This is a genomic window from Pauljensenia sp. UMB6358, from assembly GCF_030216865.1.
Classification (GTDB): domain Bacteria; phylum Actinomycetota; class Actinomycetes; order Actinomycetales; family Actinomycetaceae; genus Pauljensenia; species Pauljensenia turicensis_A.
Map to the genome: position 1 here is coordinate 99,501 of NZ_JASOMS010000005.1, position 15,548 is coordinate 115,048.

The window sequence follows — 15,548 nt, forward strand, 5'->3', positions numbered from 1 at the left end:
CGCTAGCGGTCCGTCCCGCCGAGGTCCTTGTCGAGATCCGCGTCCCCGATGCGGGTCGACTCCTCCAGCCCCGGGATCTCCACGCCGTTCGCCCCAGAGTCGTCGACCCCCTGGGCCGCGGAGATCGCCCGGATCGCGGCCTGGATGAACTGGCGGTGCGCGACGGTCGCGCCCGACACGACATCGACCTTCGCGGGATCGTCCTTCTCGGTGAGCTCCTGCGAGTAGCGCGCAAAGGATTCGACGGCCCTCTGCGCCTTCTCGTAGTAGTCCTCGTTGAAGACCTCCCCGGAGGAGCTCTTCCCGTAGTCGACGTCCTTGTCCGTTCCGTTAGCCTGGAGGGTCTCGTAGCTCGTGCTCGTGATGTCGCCACCCTCGACCGTGATCGTGATGACCCCGATCGCCCCCTGATCGTCCGCGTTCGAACGGCCCTTCCACTCACCGTCCTTCATCGGCACGCTCATGTCGACGCCCGGCGAGGAAGCGCATGCGGCGAGCATCATCGCGCCGAGTCCCACGATCCCGGCCCTCAGGGCCCCGCGCTTCGCGTTCATCGCAGATCCACCTTGCTCTTCCCCGTTCCCGACTCGAGCCCCGCCTCGAGCGCGTCGTGATCGTGCCACGTCTCCTTGAAGATGCGCCCGTGATCGAGGGCGATCTCGCGCTGGCCTCGGCCGGCGACCAGGGCGTCGTGCGTGACGACCATGAGGGTCGTGCCCTCCTCGTGGAGTCGCCCGAACAGGTCGAGGACGATCCTCTCGTTCGTCTCATCGAGGTTGCCGGTCGGCTCATCGGCGAGGATGAGCTTCGGGTAGTTGATGAGCGCGCGCGCCACACACACCCTCTGCTGCTCGCCGCCGGAGAGCTGACGGGGCAGATGGGTGGCGCGATCGGCGAGGCCCACCCTGTCGAGGGCCTCCATCGCCTCCTTCTCGTCGGGCATCGAGTGGTAGTACTGGGCGACCATGATGTTCTCCAGCGCAGTGAGATGCCCGATGAGGTGGAACTGCTGGAATACAAGCCCGATCGTGGAGCGGCGGATCTCCGTGAGCTCGTCCCCCGTGAGATCCGAGATGTCCTGGCCGTCGAGGCGGACCCGTCCCTTGGACGCGGTGTCCATGCACCCGACGATGTTCATCAGGGTCGTCTTGCCCGATCCGGAGGGCCCGACGATGGAGACCCATTCCCCACGCCCGATGGTCAAGGAGACGTCGTCGAGCGCGTGGAGGTCGCCGTAGATCTTCGAGACCCCCTCCAGATCGAGAAGGGGCGTCGGCATCGTGTCTGTCATGATTCTTCCTTCATTCTCCACGTAGGACGAGGGCGGGGTCGACGGCGGCGGCTCGGCGCACCGGGGGCAGGCAGGCGAGGACGGCGACGGCCACGGATGCGAGGACCGTGATGAGAGCGATCAACGGCGGAAGGGAGATGCTCCGGTGGAACACGTTGTAGCTGATCCCCGAGGCGAGACCGTACCCGAGGACGACGCCGATCAGACCGCCGATCAGACCGAGGAGCACACCCTCGCCGATGAATTCGAGGGCGATGGAGCGCGAAGTCGCGCCCAGGGCCTTGCGCAGGCCGATCTCGTTGCGCCTTTCGGCGACGATGGCGACCATCGTCGTGGACACCCCGATCAGGGTGAGGACGAGGACGATGCCGGCGATGATGACAAGCAGGGAGCGCAGCATCGAGATGACGCCGGAGTCGGATTGCGCGAGGCGCTTGACGGCCTGCGCCGACACTCCGGGCACGGAGTCGTTGATGGCCGCGACGACGCCCTCCAGGACCGGGCCCTCGACAGCGATCGAGTACTCCGCGACCGTCGCGCGCGCCTCGACGCCGGTCAGGGCGGAGATCGCCTGCGAGGTCATGTACATGTAGGAGTCCTGCGTGCCCCCGGTCTTGAGGACCCCGGATACGGTGAAGTCGACGCTCGTCTTCGCCTCGGCCCCACCGGACTGGGCGCGCTCGTCCGCCTCCTCGAGGCGGACGACGGAGATCCTTTTCCCGACCGAAGCGCCGATCGTGTCCGCGATCTCCTCGCCGATCAGCACTTCGTCGGGTCCTTGCGGCCACTCCCCCTCGACGTACCAGTACGGGTTCATCGCGCGCACCGACTCCAGATCGGCTCCTGCGGCGACGTAGGGCCGATCGTTGACGCTGATCGCCTCGTAGTCGAAGGCCGCCGAGCCGACGAGGGCCCCCTTCGGCACGAGGGAGGGGATCGCCTCGAGGGACTCGGCGCTCATGGAGTCCTTCCCCGAAACGGGGGAGACAACGAGGTTCGCGCCGTAGGAGCGGACCTCGCGTGCGAGCTGAGCGGGGACCTCCAGGGCGATGGTCGCCAAGCCCGACAGGGTCGTGGCGCCGATGGCGACGGCCAGAACGGCGATGAGGACGCGGGAGCGCCTCCTCAGGATCGACGAGGAGACCATCCGCCAGAACATTGTGCGACGCTTCATCTCTCTCACCTTCCGTGGAGGACTTCCGCGGCGTTGAGCCGCAGCAGGTAGCGGATGGCCGGGATCGACGCGCTGAGGACGACGAGCAGGACGAGGAGCGAGACGAGTACCAGGACGACCGGGGTGAAGGAGATCGAGGCGCCGAACACGATCCGCCCGATGATCTGCGCGAGCCCGATCCCGCCCCCGTAGCCGAGGGCCCCTCCGACGAGGCCGACCACTGCGATCTCGCTGAGGTGCAGGGCGATGATCGAGCGGTTCTTCGCCCCGATCGCTTTCATCAGACCGATCTCCCCGGAGCGCTCCATGACGTTCGCGGTGACGAGATTCGCGATGGCCAGCGCGGAGGCGACGAGGGCGAGGACGGTGACGAGGAGCATGAGGAGCTGCGTCTTCTCCAGGATGGTCCCCTCCGATTCGGCGACCTGCCGAACGGGCCTGGCCACGGAATCGGTCATGACCTCTTCGATCTGGTAGGCGATGGAGGAGACGTAGGCGGTGCAGTACCAGGTCTCACGCTCGGACACGGACAGGGACTCCGGATTCTTCGCTGCCTTCCGCGCCAGGTCGTTGTCCGGGGTCGTCAGGGCGGACACCTCGACGGAGCTGACGGCTCCGGGCTCTCCGAGAAGGTCCTGGGCGACAGCCAGGTTCGCGTAGACGCCGGAATCGGCCTCGTCGCCCGATTCGAAGATCCCGCGCACCTTCAGCTCAACGGAGCGCCCGTCCCTGCTCAGGGTCAGGGGATCGCCGAGGGCGAGGCCATGCGCCGCGGCGTAGCCTTCACCGACCATCGCACCCTCGGGGTCCTCGTCTGCGACCCACTGGCCGGTAACCGTCCACCAGGCCCGCAGTTTGTCGAGGCCGGTATCGAGCGTCTCCTCAGTCTCCAGGTCGAGGTGGTGATCGAACCAGGTCCCGGTGAGCGCGACGGGCTCCCCCGAGGGGCCGACCGCGTCGACGGACAGCAGCGGGGCGAAGTCGAGGATGTTGTACGTCCAGAAGATCGTCTTGATCCGGCCGAGCTCGTCCTCGCGGAGGAAGGTCTGCGCGGGGGAGTGAGCGCCGTAGAGGTCCTGGAGGACCGCCGCGCCGCGCGGTCGCACAACGATGTTCGCGCCGTAGGACTTCAACTCCTGGTTGACTTTGTCCCCGACGTCGAACATCACCGAGAGCATGGACGTGGCCACGGCGGCGCCGAGGGCGACCGTCACGGCGATGAGGAGGTGACGCTCGCCCCTGCGCGCCAGAGCCCCCACCAGCATTCTCAGGAACATCATGGGATCAGATCCTCTCCCTTGTGGGGTCGGAAAACGAGAGGGCTCATGCGAAGACGCTCGCATTCGCCTCGAGGACCGACAGCGGGACCGTCAGCGTCCCGTTGGAGACCTCGTACTCGATCGGAATGGGGTTGCAGCCGCCCTTGAATCCGATCGTCGCGATGTTCATCGCGACTTCGCAGAGCTTGCAGATAATCTTCCCGTCCTTCTCGTAGTAGCCGGTCGGCCCGCAGATCTCGCAGGCGTCGAGGCCGACGCCGAAGGAGGCGCCCGCCTTCTGGATGACGATGAAGCGGACCTCGACCCCCGAAGAGGTCGTGTAGGCGTAGCGGTGGAGGTGGCCGTCGGAGATGTCCGCGATGTCGATGACCGCACGCTCCTCGACAACGGAGTAGGACTCCGGTTCGGAGAGCTCGACTTCGGCGGAGCCGACGACGACGCCGAGGGTGACCAGCAGCGCGCCGCACAGGTAGCCGCCCGCCGCCACCCCGGCCATCGTCTTCCAGACGCGGGCGCGGGCGCGGTAGAGGCGCCCCTCGGCGGGGTTGGAGCCGACTCGGGGCAGGGATCGTCCCTCGCGGACGACGAGAGCGGCGACGAGGAGGAGGACGAACATCGCGACGATCGGGAATACGGCTTCGTGGTTAATGAGCCAGGAGAGCACGGTGAAGGCCTCGTTCGACATCGAGACGACCCTTTGCGCCTGAAGGATGCGCACGACGAGCATGACGTGAGTAAGGGCGAGGACGGCCACGACGAGGGCGATCGGCCAGGTCCTGCGTCGACCGAGGGAGACGATCCTCCAGGAGAGGGCGCCGAGGGCGAGGGGGATGAGCCAGCCGAGGACGTAGCCGACCAGGGCGAGCATCGTAGTCGTCGCGAAGACCTCGATTCCCCGAGGGAACATCATGACCGCCTGGGCCATCGCCGTGGGAGCCGCGCGGAAGATGATGAGCGCCAGGTAGGCGCTCATCACGAGGAGGAGAGCGGAGTCGAGGGGCGCGCTCGGCGCCCGGCGCGCCCGCAGCGCCAAGAGCGAAACGAAGGCGATCGCGAGGAGGACGGCCAGGGGCAGGGTCCACAGGGCGACCGTTTGCCGATTGACGGCGCGAGGCGCGAGGGTGTTGACGAGGGTGAGGACGAAGGCGGAGACGAACCCGGCGACGGCACCGATGCCGATGGCCCATCTCCGGGCGGCTCTACCGGATCTGCCGCGCTCTCGCGCCGGTAGCGCGCCGATGGCCGCTCCCGCAGCGAGAGCGGTGAGGAGCAGCGCGAGAGTCGCCTGGCTCATCTGTTCGATCATCGTTCATCCTTATTCTCGTCGTCGCGACGCGGGGGCGCGTCGGCGTCATCACGAGGGCACGACAACGGGCCGGAGTCCGCCTCCGGCCCGTCCGTCACGTGGTCACCACTCTACAGCGGAGGGGTCCCACTTCCAATCCTTGAACTCCGCGGTGATCGGCTCGGTCCAGAAGCGCCCCTTGACGCCCGTGGTCTCGTCGGTGTGGAGGAGCCAGCCGTTCTCCTCGGGGGAGTGGACGATGAACTGAACCGTGTAGGTGCCGGCGTCGAGCTTCGGCAGGTTGAGGCCGTAGTGCGGGCCGTCGGAGGCGTTCATCGGCATGAAGGTGCCCTCGAGAACGGCGTTGCCGTCGGCACCGAGGATCTTGTAGTCGACCTTGAGGCCCGGGATGAAGTCGCCGACGCCGTAGCCGAGATCGTTGCCCTCGACGGCGGAGATGTCAGCCTCGATGTGCATCGAGGAGTCCTTGGCGGGGGTCTGGACCTGGGGCTCCATGTCGACCGGCTGGAAGTAGACGCCGGAGATCTTCAGAGGGCCGGAGAATACGTCGTCGCCGAGGGGGAACTCGTCGAAGCCGGCGTCCTCGCCGGGCGCAGCAGCCTCGCTCTCGCTGGACTGAGTGGCCATTTCCGCGGGCTTCTCGGTCTCTGCGGTCTGGGAAGAACATGCCGAGAGGCCGGTCATCAGGGCGACGGCCGCGACGGCCGCGCCGATGGTGCTAAGTGAGCGCTTCATGAATCAAACTCCATGTCAGTGTGGGATGGTTCGACGGTTCGTCACTTCTCGGGGATCGCGCGGCGCATGCGCCGCTTCCCCCAGAGGTACAGGCCGACGATGATGACGAGAACCGCTGCCTGTGCGGAGAGGTTCTCCACTCGGGGGTAGATCCCCAAGAGGTCGATGGTCGGGAGGCCGTCAAGAGGCGTCAGGGGCAGAACGTCGGCCTCCTGGAGCTCCTTGATGCCAGATCCGGTGAAGGTGACGGCCATGACCGCCAGGAGCAGCGATGTGACCGCGAAGAAGGGGCGCAGCGGAATCCTCAGGGCGGCGAATTGGATGAGGAGGTAGACCACGACGAGGACGGCGAGGCCGACGCCCATGCCGATCCACACGTGCCCGATGGCCGCGCCCGCGTGGGAGATGACCGGCACATAGAAGAGAATCGTCTCGGCGCCCTCGCGAAGGACCGCGAGGAACGCGATGGCGGCCAGGCCGAGGAGGGAGCCGCGAGTGAGCGAGGCATCCGTCTGACCCTTGATGTAACGGTCCCAGGCTTCGTTGGAGGACTTCGAGACCATCCAGTTCGAGACCCAGATGAGCATGGCGACCGCGAAGAGGGCGGCGAAGCCTTCGAGGAGCTCCTGATTGGCTCCGGCGAGATTCGCGAACGAGGAGAAGAGGACGGCGAGGGCCGCGGAGGCGACGAGGGCGAGCGCGACCCCGATCCACACGATCTTCGACTTGTCCTTGTGCCCGGCCTTGCCGAGGTAGGCGAGGATCGCGGCGACGACGAGGATCGCCTCCATGCCCTCTCGGAGGATGACGAGGAGCGAGGGGAGGAAGCCCGAGAGCCAAGGGCTCGTGGGGGCGGCCGCCTCGCCGACGTAGCCGTCGAGGGTGTTGGCGTCCTCGCGCAGGTAGTTCTTGAGATCGGTGAGGTGCTGAGCGACCGCAGCGTCGTCATGATCGCTCATCGCCTTCTTGACGAGGGAGAACTTCATCTCGACGGTGGAGACCCGATTCCCCGAGATGCGCGCCATGACCTGCTTCTCGAAGCCGAGGGTCTCATAACGCCGGTAGTAGGCGGTATTCACCCCGTCTTTACCCGCCTCGACATCGCCCGCCAGATAGTCCTTCTCGGCCTGATCCAGGATCTCACCCATCTCCTTCGCGACGCGCCCCCAGGCCCCCGGGCTGTAGTCGTTCGAGACAGCCGAGTTCCCGGCGCCGTCGAGGGTCTTGGCGTCCTCGCGCAGGTAGTTCTTGAGATCGGTGAGGTGCTGAGCGACCGCAGCGTCGTCATGATCGCTCATCGCCTTCTTGACGAGGGAGAACTTCATCTCGACGGTGGAGACCCGATTCCCCGAGATGCGCGCCATGACCTGCTTCTCGAAGCCGAGGGTCTCATAACGCCGGTAGTAGGCGGTATTCACCCCGTCTTTACCCGCCTCGACATCGCCCGCCAGATAGTCCTTCTCGGCCTGATCCAGGATCTCACCCATCTCCTCGGCGACCGCGCCCCAGCTGGACACGGCGCCCTCGGCTCGCGCAGCGGCCGGGGCGAGGACCCCGATGAGGAGGGCGAGGAGGAGCGGGGCGAAGAGGATCCAGGGACGCCTCGTCAATGCCGTCGTCGAGGATGTCGATACGCCCACCCGTGTTCCTCCAGAATTCCGCTTGTCGATGTTGATGAGGGCGAGGGGACCATGCCGACCCCGAAATCGCCAGAATTAGTTTAGCCTAACCTCCGCAAATTCAGAAATAAGTCACCGAAGAGTTACCTATTTGAGATCTTCGCAGGTGGGAGAGCCTCCGCGCGGGGCATCCCCAAGGCGCAGGACTCCGCTTTCCATCACCATCACACGATCGGCGAAATGAACGGCCTCATCCTCGTGCGTCACTACGAGCACCGCCGCACCCTCGTCCGCCGCACGCCGGAGCATCCTCAGCACCGTCTGGGCGTTCCCCGCGTCCAGCCCCGCGGTCGGTTCGTCGGCGAGGACCGTCTCCGGCCGCATCACCAGCGCCCGCGCCACAGCCATCCGACGCAGTTCCCCTCCCGAGAGCTCATCGGGGCGAGCGTCGGCCAGGGGCGCCAGATCGACGCCCTCCAGCAGGGCCTCCGCCCGCTCGCGGACCCCCTCCTGCTCGACTCGCGCCCGGATGATCGACGGGAGGAGGACGTTCTCCAGCACCGACAGGCTGCGTAGCGCGGTGTGCCCCTGAGGGATCACGCCGATCCGCTCGTTGCGGAGCGCCGAGGCCACGGCATCCGGGAGGGCGTACAGATCCTCGCCGTCGATCAGGACGGCCCCCTCCGTCGGCGCGAGGATCCCCGCCATCATCGACAGCAGGGTGCTCTTACCGCTCCCCGAGCGTCCGCGAATCACCAGCAACTCGCCGGGGTTCAGGCGAAGATCCACCGGCTCGACCGCCGAGAACATCGCTCCGCCGCGGACGCGCGGGAAGTCCTTCCTCACGCCTTTCGCTTCAAGAGTCACGTCATTCCCCTTCCCTGAGGACGAGCCCCACGTCCATCGCACCGATACGGCGAATCGAGACCCACCCCGCGACTCCCGCCGAGGCCAGGGCGACCAGGAGCGCGGCGAGGGCGATGAGTCCCGACTCCAAGGGCCCCGGCATGAGGAACCCGATGCCGAGCATTTGACTGACCAGCACCCGGAAGGCCGAGAGCAGGACCCCCGACACGACGATGCCCGCGAGCGCGCCGGCCAGATCGACGGCCGCGGACTCCGCGAGGACGAGACGTCCGAGCCGCGAGCGACTCACGCCCATCGCCCTGAGGAGGGCGAACTCCCGAGCCCTTTCGTGAATCATCATCGTGAACACGAGGACGCTCATCCCCGATCCGACCGCCCATACGACGCCCACGAGCAGCGCGACCGCGCGCGATGTCCGCACGAGCGTCTCCGAGATCCCCGAGACCATGCTCTTCGCCGTCGAAACGGAGACCCCGTCCACGTTCTCGCGGATCCGCTGAGCGACTGCCTCCGCGTCCTCGCCGTCCGCGACGCGGACGAGAACCGAGGACACGACGCTCCCCGGATCGGCGTCCTGATACTTGTTCAGTCCCTTCTCCAAGGAGGCCGCCATGAGGCTCCTGCCCGTGTCGAAGTTCGCGTACACGGCGTTGTCGAGGGTCGAGCCTGTCGGATCGAACTGGCCGACGACCCTGAGAGTCCGACCGTAGATCTTGAAGGAGCCGTCGACCGGTACGGTGACGTTCGCTCCCACGAGGACGTCCATCTCGCCGATCTCCACGTCGCCCGTCGTGTCGGCGATCCACGGTTGAATGGCGAAATCCGTCTCCGGATCGAAGGCGATGACCTGGTATCTCCCCGAGCAGCAGCTCGCCCTCGCGGATGCGAGGAAGATCTGGGGAGATGCCTTCTCCACGCCGACGACATCGCGGACCCTCGCAACGACTCCCGCATCCATGTAGAAATAGCCCGGCTCGGCCTCGAGGAGGAAGGTCTGGGCGTCGAAATCTCCGCCGGCATCGCTCGGGGTGACGAGCACATCGGCCCCGAGACGCGCCTCCACCGTCGCCAAGCCGCCGCAGATCCCCTGGACGAGGATGGTTCCCCCGAAGACGGCCGAGGCCATGAGCGCTGCGAATATGAACAGCGCGAAGGCGCGAATCGGCTGCGCGCGCAGAGCGCGAAGGGGCAGCTCCCTCAAAGAACGCATGGATCCGTCTCCTTCCTACGTCGTCAACAGCATCGAGTCGTCGGCGGCTCGCAACAGCCTCGGAAGCACGGCCCTTGCGCCGATCCAGGCGACGAGGAGGCTCATCGCCATCGCCGCGGCGGCGAGCGTGGCGAGGTTGCCCGGGGAGACGAGCTCGCTCCTCACGGGCGCGACGCCGATGAGGGCGACGAGCCCCGCTGCCACGAGCGCCCCGAGCAGAGCCCCCGAGGCGTGGACCATGAGCGCCTCCCGTAGGAGGACGCGCTCGACGAGGGCCCTCGAAGCCCCGAGGATCCGCCACACGTTCGCCTCGCGGCGCCGCTCGTTGAACAGCGCCCATTGGGCGACGGCGAGCGCCCCGAGCAGGATCAGCCACGTCAGGGCCGCGACCCCGGCGAGCATGGACGAATGCGCGGACACCGAGGAGGCGGTCCCCGCCAGCGCTTCCTCCGAATGGACGGCCGTCACGCGTCGGATGTAGAGGTTGATCCAGTTCGTCACCGATTCCGCGTCGGAGCGCTCCTTGAGTCGTAGCAGCGCGACCGAGTAGTCGGCATGCGGGTCGATAGAGGCATAGGAATCGTCGCCTGTGGCGACCGCGGCGGCGATCACCCGCTCGAGGGAGCCTATCGGCACGAGCACCGCCTTGTCCAGCTCGGCGCCGGTCCTCTCGAGATGGGAGTCGACCGGCCATTCCTCGCCGAAGAGGGTCACCGTGCCCTCCCGCGACACCGCCACATCGGCGCCCACCGCGACGGATCCCTCCGGCACCACGTGATCGGGGCCCTCGCGCAGCCAGGGCGCGACGACGAAGTCGGAGGCGGGGTCGAAACCGATGATCCAGAGGGGCTCCCCCCCACCGCTCGCGTCCGACAGGTAGAGCTGATAGGCGATGCGATCGATGTCCTCGTTGGAGTTCAGACGCGACAGAGTTGAGCGCTCCTTGTGGAAGAGGACGGGGCTACCGACCATCTGGATGCAGGACTTGTCGAGTTGTAGGAAGCCCGCCGAGGGGTAGACGACGACGTCCGCGCCCAGTCTGTCTCGAGCCAGAGAGAGCTCCGCCCTCGTCGACTGCACGAGGAGCAGGCCCGTCAGCGCACAGGCGGTCTGCGCGAGCGCGAGGAGCGCGATGATCATCGTCCTCAGCGGGCGGGCCCGCGCGCTCTTCAGCGGGAGGCCCCTCAGGGAAAGACGGTCGTGCCTCATCACCCGGCACCTCCCGCGCTCGTATCGAGCCACAGGGCCGGACGGACTCCGTAGGTCGCATCGGCGGCGGCACCGGAGCCGTGGCGTACGCCCTCACGGTCGACGTACTGCGCCGTGAAGTCGTAGGTCCCCGGGGAGCGCAACCACCAGTCGGCCCGCCCCTCCTCGTCCGCGGGCAGATCGTCGTTGTCGACGGCCGCAGACAGGGCGGCCGAACCGAGCGCGGCGCGCTCGACGGCGTTGGAGATGTAGATCGAGGCCTCGGTCTCGCTCAGCGCGAAGACGCGATCCTTCGTCGCGGGGCCCGCAGCGGTGCCGGTCGTGGACTGCGGAGTGTTGGGGACCTCGACCGTCGGGACGAGGGAGAGCTCGCTTTCATTGAAAGCTGCCGCGAGGAAGTCCGAGTTCATCCATCTGCGGAGGTCGGAGCGCTCCCAGGTGACGGGCTCGAAGGGGACGCGGTGGTAGGGGGCGGCGTCGAGGGAATCGCGGCTGAGCAGCAGCAGCCTCCCGTCGATCCGGTCGAGGACGATCCAGCGGATCGGCTCCGGGCCGTTCGCGGCATCGCCGTCCTGTTCGAAGGAGCCGAACTCGATGAGATCCCCCTTCTTCGCCGAACGATAAGGGAGGGCGGGGTCCGCCTCGGTCATCCCCCGAAGGCGCTCGGCCGAGTCGGCGTACCCATCGAGGCGCGAATAGGCGCGGTAGGCCCCTTCGCGCTCGCCGACCTCTTCAAGGCGGAGAGCCTCCCGATAGGCGGCGTCCATCCGAAGGCGGTGGATCCCGAAGAGGGCGAGCGCGAGCGCAAGCAACGCGACCCCGACGACGATCGCGCGCCGCTTCCGCCTCGCAGGGGAGGGCGGAAGCGCGATGGCACGCGCCCTCACCTCAGGCGACGGTCCGCTCGCCACGCTTCGCCACGGAGGCGAGCGCCCCTGCGCCGGACAGGGCGATGAGACCCGTCATCACCCGGGTGAAGGGCTGGAATACGGTGTAGCAGCGCATGTTCTTCATCATGCACATGGGGCAGATCCCGCCGGGGACGAAGAAGAGGACAACACTCGCGATGACGGCGAGAAGCTGAAGAAGGATCCTCACACCCCTGTTCTTCACGAAAGTGGCGGTCCCGAAGAGGACGACGAGGCCAACGCCTCCCGCAGCTACCGTGTTCTGACACTGGTGACAGTGCATCCAGGTGCCGTCCTCTCGACGGGGGCAGGCGGAGAAGACCGTCATGACCCCGAGGATGAGCAGGACGCTCAACGCTGCTGGGGTGACGGCAAGCGCCAGATTCTTCTTCGACATGGGTTCGTTCCTCTGTTCTTTAACGAGCGCATATGCTGACAAGGTTGGACACATATAGTTAAGGGCATCCTTACTTAAATTGTCAATCTGCGGGCACCGCCGGAACGCGGGCCTCCGGAACGCGGATCTCCGATCCTGGGATTCCGGAAACCGGAAGCACCCGAGAGCCTTCGACATACGCGATAATCGAGCGGAAACAGGCGGAAGGCGACGTCGCCCGATCCCGCTCGCTGATGCCGACCCCGAGGAGTTCTCAGTGCTCGCAGCCACCTTCACACCATAGACCACCGCAGTAGCCGCCCGATCCCGGGGAAGGCGGAGCCCCCGCTCTCGGCCACGACGGTCGAGGGCGGGGGCTCCGAGGTTCGACGGGCTCTCATCGCCGCTCATCGGCGACGGGAGAGCACGATCCGGACCGACTCCCGTTCCACGGGCGCACGATCCGGGCCGCGGAATCGGCTCAGGCCTCCTCGGTGAGGACCGCGGCGCGGCCAGCCTCAAGGCGAGCAACCGGGACGCGGAACGGCGAGCACGACACGTAATCGACGCCGACCTCGTGGAAGAAGTGGATCGACAGCGGATCGCCACCATGCTCGCCACATACACCCAGCTTGATGTTCGGCTTGGTCGAACGAGCGCGCGTCACGCCCTCGCGGACCAGGGTGCCAACACCGTGGACATCGATGGACTCGAACGGCGAAACACCGAAGATGCCGGCCTCAATATAGTGCGGGAAGAAGACGCCTTCGACGTCGTCACGCGAGAAGCCCCAGACGGTCTGAGTCAGGTCGTTCGTGCCGAACGAGAAGAAGTCAGCTTCTTCAGCGAGATCTTCAGCGGTCATTGCTGCACGCGGAAGCTCGATCATTGCGCCGATGGTGACACCGGACAGGTCAACGCCACGCTCGGCTGCGACCTCGGCGATAATGTCTTCGCCCTCTTCGCGGATCAGCTGGAGCTCGCGGACGGAGCCGACCAGCGGAACCATGATTTCCGGCTTCGGGGACAGGCCACGGGAAACGAGTTCAGCGGCTGCCTCGCAGAGTGCGCGCATCTGCAGGGCGAACAGGCCGGGCAGGTAAATGCCGAGGCGGACGCCACGCAGGCCGAGCATCGGGTTCTGCTCGTGGAAGCGACGAACCTCAGCCAGCATCTTCTCGTCAGCCGGATCAGCTTCGCCGGTCGCCTTCGCGACAGCAACCTTGATTTCCAGCTCGGACAGTGCCGGCATGAACTCGTGGAGCGGCGGGTCAATCAGGCGGACGGTCATCGACTTGCCATCCATGACCTCGAGCATCTCGAGGAAGTCCTGCTTCTGAAGCTTTTCGAGTTCGCCGAACGCTGCGGCGCGTTCCTTCGAGCCCGGTGCGGAGAGGATTGCGCGCTCAACCAGTGGGCGACGTGCGCCGAGGAACATGTGCTCGGTACGGCAGAGACCGATGCCTTCAGCGCCGAACTCGATCGCGCGACGCGAGTCGGTCGGGGTGTCAGCGTTGGCGCGGACGCTCAGGCGACGAACCTTGTCGGCGCGCTGCAGGATCTTGTCAACCGCCTTAACCAGTTCCTGGGTGCCTTCGTCGTTGCCGGCAGCAATCAGGCCAGCTTCGAGGCCGTGCGACAGGTAGGTGGTGACCGGAGAGTCGGTAACCGGGACCTCGCCGATGAAGATTTCACCAGTCTGACCGTCGATCGCGATCGTGTCGTCGGAGGTGTAGGTGGTGCCATCAATGACGACGGTGCCGGCCTCGGCGTCAATCTCGAGTGCTTCGGCGCCACAGACGCAGGTCTTGCCCATACCACGCGCGACAACTGCAGCGTGCGAGGTCTTGCCACCGCGGGCGGTCAGAACGCCTTCGGCGACAACCATGCCCGGCAGGTCATCCGGGTTGGTTTCGCGACGAACCAGAACGCACTTGACGCCGTCAGCGTGGAACTTCTCAGCTTGAGCGTTGTCGAAGGCAATCTTGCCGACTGCTGCGCCCGGTGAAGCGGCCATGCCACGTGCGATGAGTTCCTTGGCAGCCTTCGAGTCGAACTGCGGGAACATCAGCTGGGTCAGCTGATCGCCGGTGACGCGAGTCAGGGCCTCGTCGCGGGTAATCAGCTTTTCTTCGGTCAGCTGGATGGCGATACGGAATGCGGCGGCAGCGGTGCGCTTGCCAACGCGGGTCTGGAGCATCCAGAGCTTGCCGCGCTCGATGGTGAACTCGATATCACACATGTCGCGGTAGTGGGTTTCAAGCTTGCGCATGATGCCACGCAACTTGTCGTAGGAAGCCTTGTCGATATTCTCGAGGTCGGCGAGGGACAGGGTGTTGCGGATACCTGCAACGACGTCCTCACCCTGAGCGTTCTCAAGGTAGTCGCCGTACACGCCTGCGTGGCCGGACGAGGGGTCGCGGGTGAAGCAGACACCGGTGCCGGAGCCTTCACCCATGTTACCGAAGACCATAGTGCAGATATTGACTGCGGTGCCCAGGTCGTGAGGGATGCGCTCACGACGACGGTAGATGCGTGCGCGCTCGGTGTTCCAGGAGCGGAACACGGCTTCGATGGCCATATCCATCTGGGTGCGAGGATCCTGCGGGAAGTCCATGCCCTTCTGCTCGGAAACGATCTTCTTGAAGGTCTCAACGAGGCCCTTCAGGTCGTCAGCGGTCAATTCGGTGTCGCCCTTGACGCCACGAGCTGCCTTCAGATCGTCCAGGGCGTCGGAGAACAGGTCACCATCAATGTCGAGAACCGTCTTGCCGAACATCTGGATCAGACGACGGTAGGAGTCCCATGCGAAGCGCTCGTTGCCCGAGATCTTTGCGAGACCCTGAACCGAGTCGTCGTTCAGACCGATATTGAGGACGGTTTCCATCATGCCCGGCATCGAGAACTTTGCGCCTGAACGCACCGAGACAAGGAGCGGGTTGTAGGGGTCACCCAGGTGGCGTTCCATCTGATCTTCGACGCGGCGAAGAGCGGTGGTCACCTCAGTTTCCAGGGATTCGGGAACAATCGAATCCTTGAGGTATGCGCGGCATGCCTCGGTGGTGATGGTGAATCCGGGGGGAACGGGCAGTCCAAGCTTCGTCATTTCCGCAAGGTTTGCACCCTTACCTCCGAGCAGGTCCTTCATGGACTTGTCGCCCTCGGAGAAGTCATACACATATTTGACCATTGAGGTCCTCAACTTCCGTCGATCACGTAAAAGTGGCCCACCATCGGGCCGCTAGTGGGAAGAATAGCAAAAAGGGACTTAGGTCACCGAATGCTTTACCTTTGTTTTCAACATCTTTGCAGTTCGCTTAGGCAGTTTGTCGCATATATGACATTTTCAGGCTGTTTCAGTAGGGGCAGAGGTGTGCCTACGCCTCGTTCCACTTCCCATCGACGAGGCCCCTCGACGCACTGCACCTGACGCGACACACCCGAGCTCAAACACGCAAAACCGTCGCACCAAGTGCACCCGGGAACACAAAACCCACCGACACGCGTCACCACCTACACCTCGCGCGACAAAACCCCACCAAAACAAACCAAACCGTCGCACCAAGTGCAGTC

The 15,548-nt window shown here is 65.7% G+C and carries 13 protein-coding genes; all 13 read right to left on the reverse strand.

Annotated features, from left to right (window positions below; all coding sequences use genetic code 11):
* Nucleotides 1-2: 2 nt before the first annotated feature.
* The 13 genes from QP381_RS05070 to ppdK all read right to left on the reverse strand — a co-directional run bounded on the left by QP381_RS05070 (nucleotide 3) and on the right by ppdK (nucleotide 15,165).
* Entirely contained in the window at nucleotides 3-554 is a 552-nt protein-coding gene (locus QP381_RS05070; RefSeq protein WP_006680761.1) for an FMN-binding protein, read from the reverse strand.
* Nucleotides 551-1,291, reverse strand: a complete 741-nt coding sequence (locus QP381_RS05075) for an ABC transporter ATP-binding protein (RefSeq protein ID WP_006680760.1) — start codon at nucleotides 1,289-1,291, stop codon at nucleotides 551-553. Before QP381_RS05075 ends, QP381_RS05070 begins: the two co-directional genes overlap by 4 nt.
* A 10-nt stretch (nucleotides 1,292-1,301) precedes the next feature.
* Nucleotides 1,302-2,465: an ABC transporter permease gene (locus QP381_RS05080; RefSeq protein ID WP_006680759.1), complete on the reverse strand. Its 1,164-nt coding sequence runs from the start codon at nucleotides 2,463-2,465 to the stop codon at nucleotides 1,302-1,304.
* A 5-nt stretch (nucleotides 2,466-2,470) separates the two neighbouring features.
* The gene (locus QP381_RS05085; protein WP_207326468.1) at nucleotides 2,471-3,742 is read right to left on the reverse strand and encodes an ABC transporter permease; all 1,272 of its coding nucleotides are present in this window, start codon (nucleotides 3,740-3,742) and stop codon (nucleotides 2,471-2,473) included.
* Between the two features lie 46 nt (nucleotides 3,743-3,788).
* Nucleotides 3,789-5,051 carry a DUF2318 domain-containing protein gene (locus tag QP381_RS05090; RefSeq protein ID WP_006680757.1) on the reverse strand — a complete coding sequence of 421 codons (1,263 nt, stop codon included), beginning with the start codon at nucleotides 5,049-5,051 and terminating at the stop codon, nucleotides 3,789-3,791.
* Between the two features lie 102 nt (nucleotides 5,052-5,153).
* Nucleotides 5,154-5,786, reverse strand: a complete 633-nt coding sequence (locus QP381_RS05095) for an iron transporter (protein WP_006680756.1) — start codon at nucleotides 5,784-5,786, stop codon at nucleotides 5,154-5,156.
* A 41-nt stretch (nucleotides 5,787-5,827) separates the two neighbouring features.
* Nucleotides 5,828-7,426, reverse strand: coding sequence for an FTR1 family iron permease (locus tag QP381_RS05100; protein ID WP_219585618.1), 1,599 nt, complete (start codon nucleotides 7,424-7,426; stop codon nucleotides 5,828-5,830).
* A 126-nt stretch (nucleotides 7,427-7,552) separates the two neighbouring features.
* Nucleotides 7,553-8,272, reverse strand: a complete 720-nt coding sequence (locus tag QP381_RS05105) for an ABC transporter ATP-binding protein (RefSeq protein ID WP_179370134.1) — start codon at nucleotides 8,270-8,272, stop codon at nucleotides 7,553-7,555.
* A 1-nt stretch (nucleotide 8,273) separates the two neighbouring features.
* A complete protein-coding gene (locus QP381_RS05110; RefSeq protein WP_006680753.1) occupies nucleotides 8,274-9,482 on the reverse strand; it encodes an ABC transporter permease in 1,209 nt (402 codons plus the stop codon).
* A 15-nt stretch (nucleotides 9,483-9,497) separates the two neighbouring features.
* Nucleotides 9,498-10,622, reverse strand: a complete 1,125-nt coding sequence (locus QP381_RS05115; RefSeq protein ID WP_243440758.1) for an FtsX-like permease family protein — start codon at nucleotides 10,620-10,622, stop codon at nucleotides 9,498-9,500.
* Between the two features lie 68 nt (nucleotides 10,623-10,690).
* On the reverse strand, nucleotides 10,691-11,458 hold the full coding sequence (locus tag QP381_RS05120; protein ID WP_285068015.1) for a DUF6273 domain-containing protein: 768 nt from the start codon (nucleotides 11,456-11,458) through the stop codon (nucleotides 10,691-10,693).
* Between the two features lie 121 nt (nucleotides 11,459-11,579).
* On the reverse strand, nucleotides 11,580-11,996 hold the full coding sequence (locus QP381_RS05125) for a DUF4418 family protein (protein ID WP_285068016.1): 417 nt from the start codon (nucleotides 11,994-11,996) through the stop codon (nucleotides 11,580-11,582).
* Nucleotides 11,997-12,456: 460 nt separating this feature from the next.
* Nucleotides 12,457-15,165, reverse strand: a complete 2,709-nt coding sequence (gene ppdK / locus QP381_RS05130; protein WP_006680749.1) for a pyruvate, phosphate dikinase — start codon at nucleotides 15,163-15,165, stop codon at nucleotides 12,457-12,459.
* Nucleotides 15,166-15,548 lie beyond the last annotated feature (383 nt).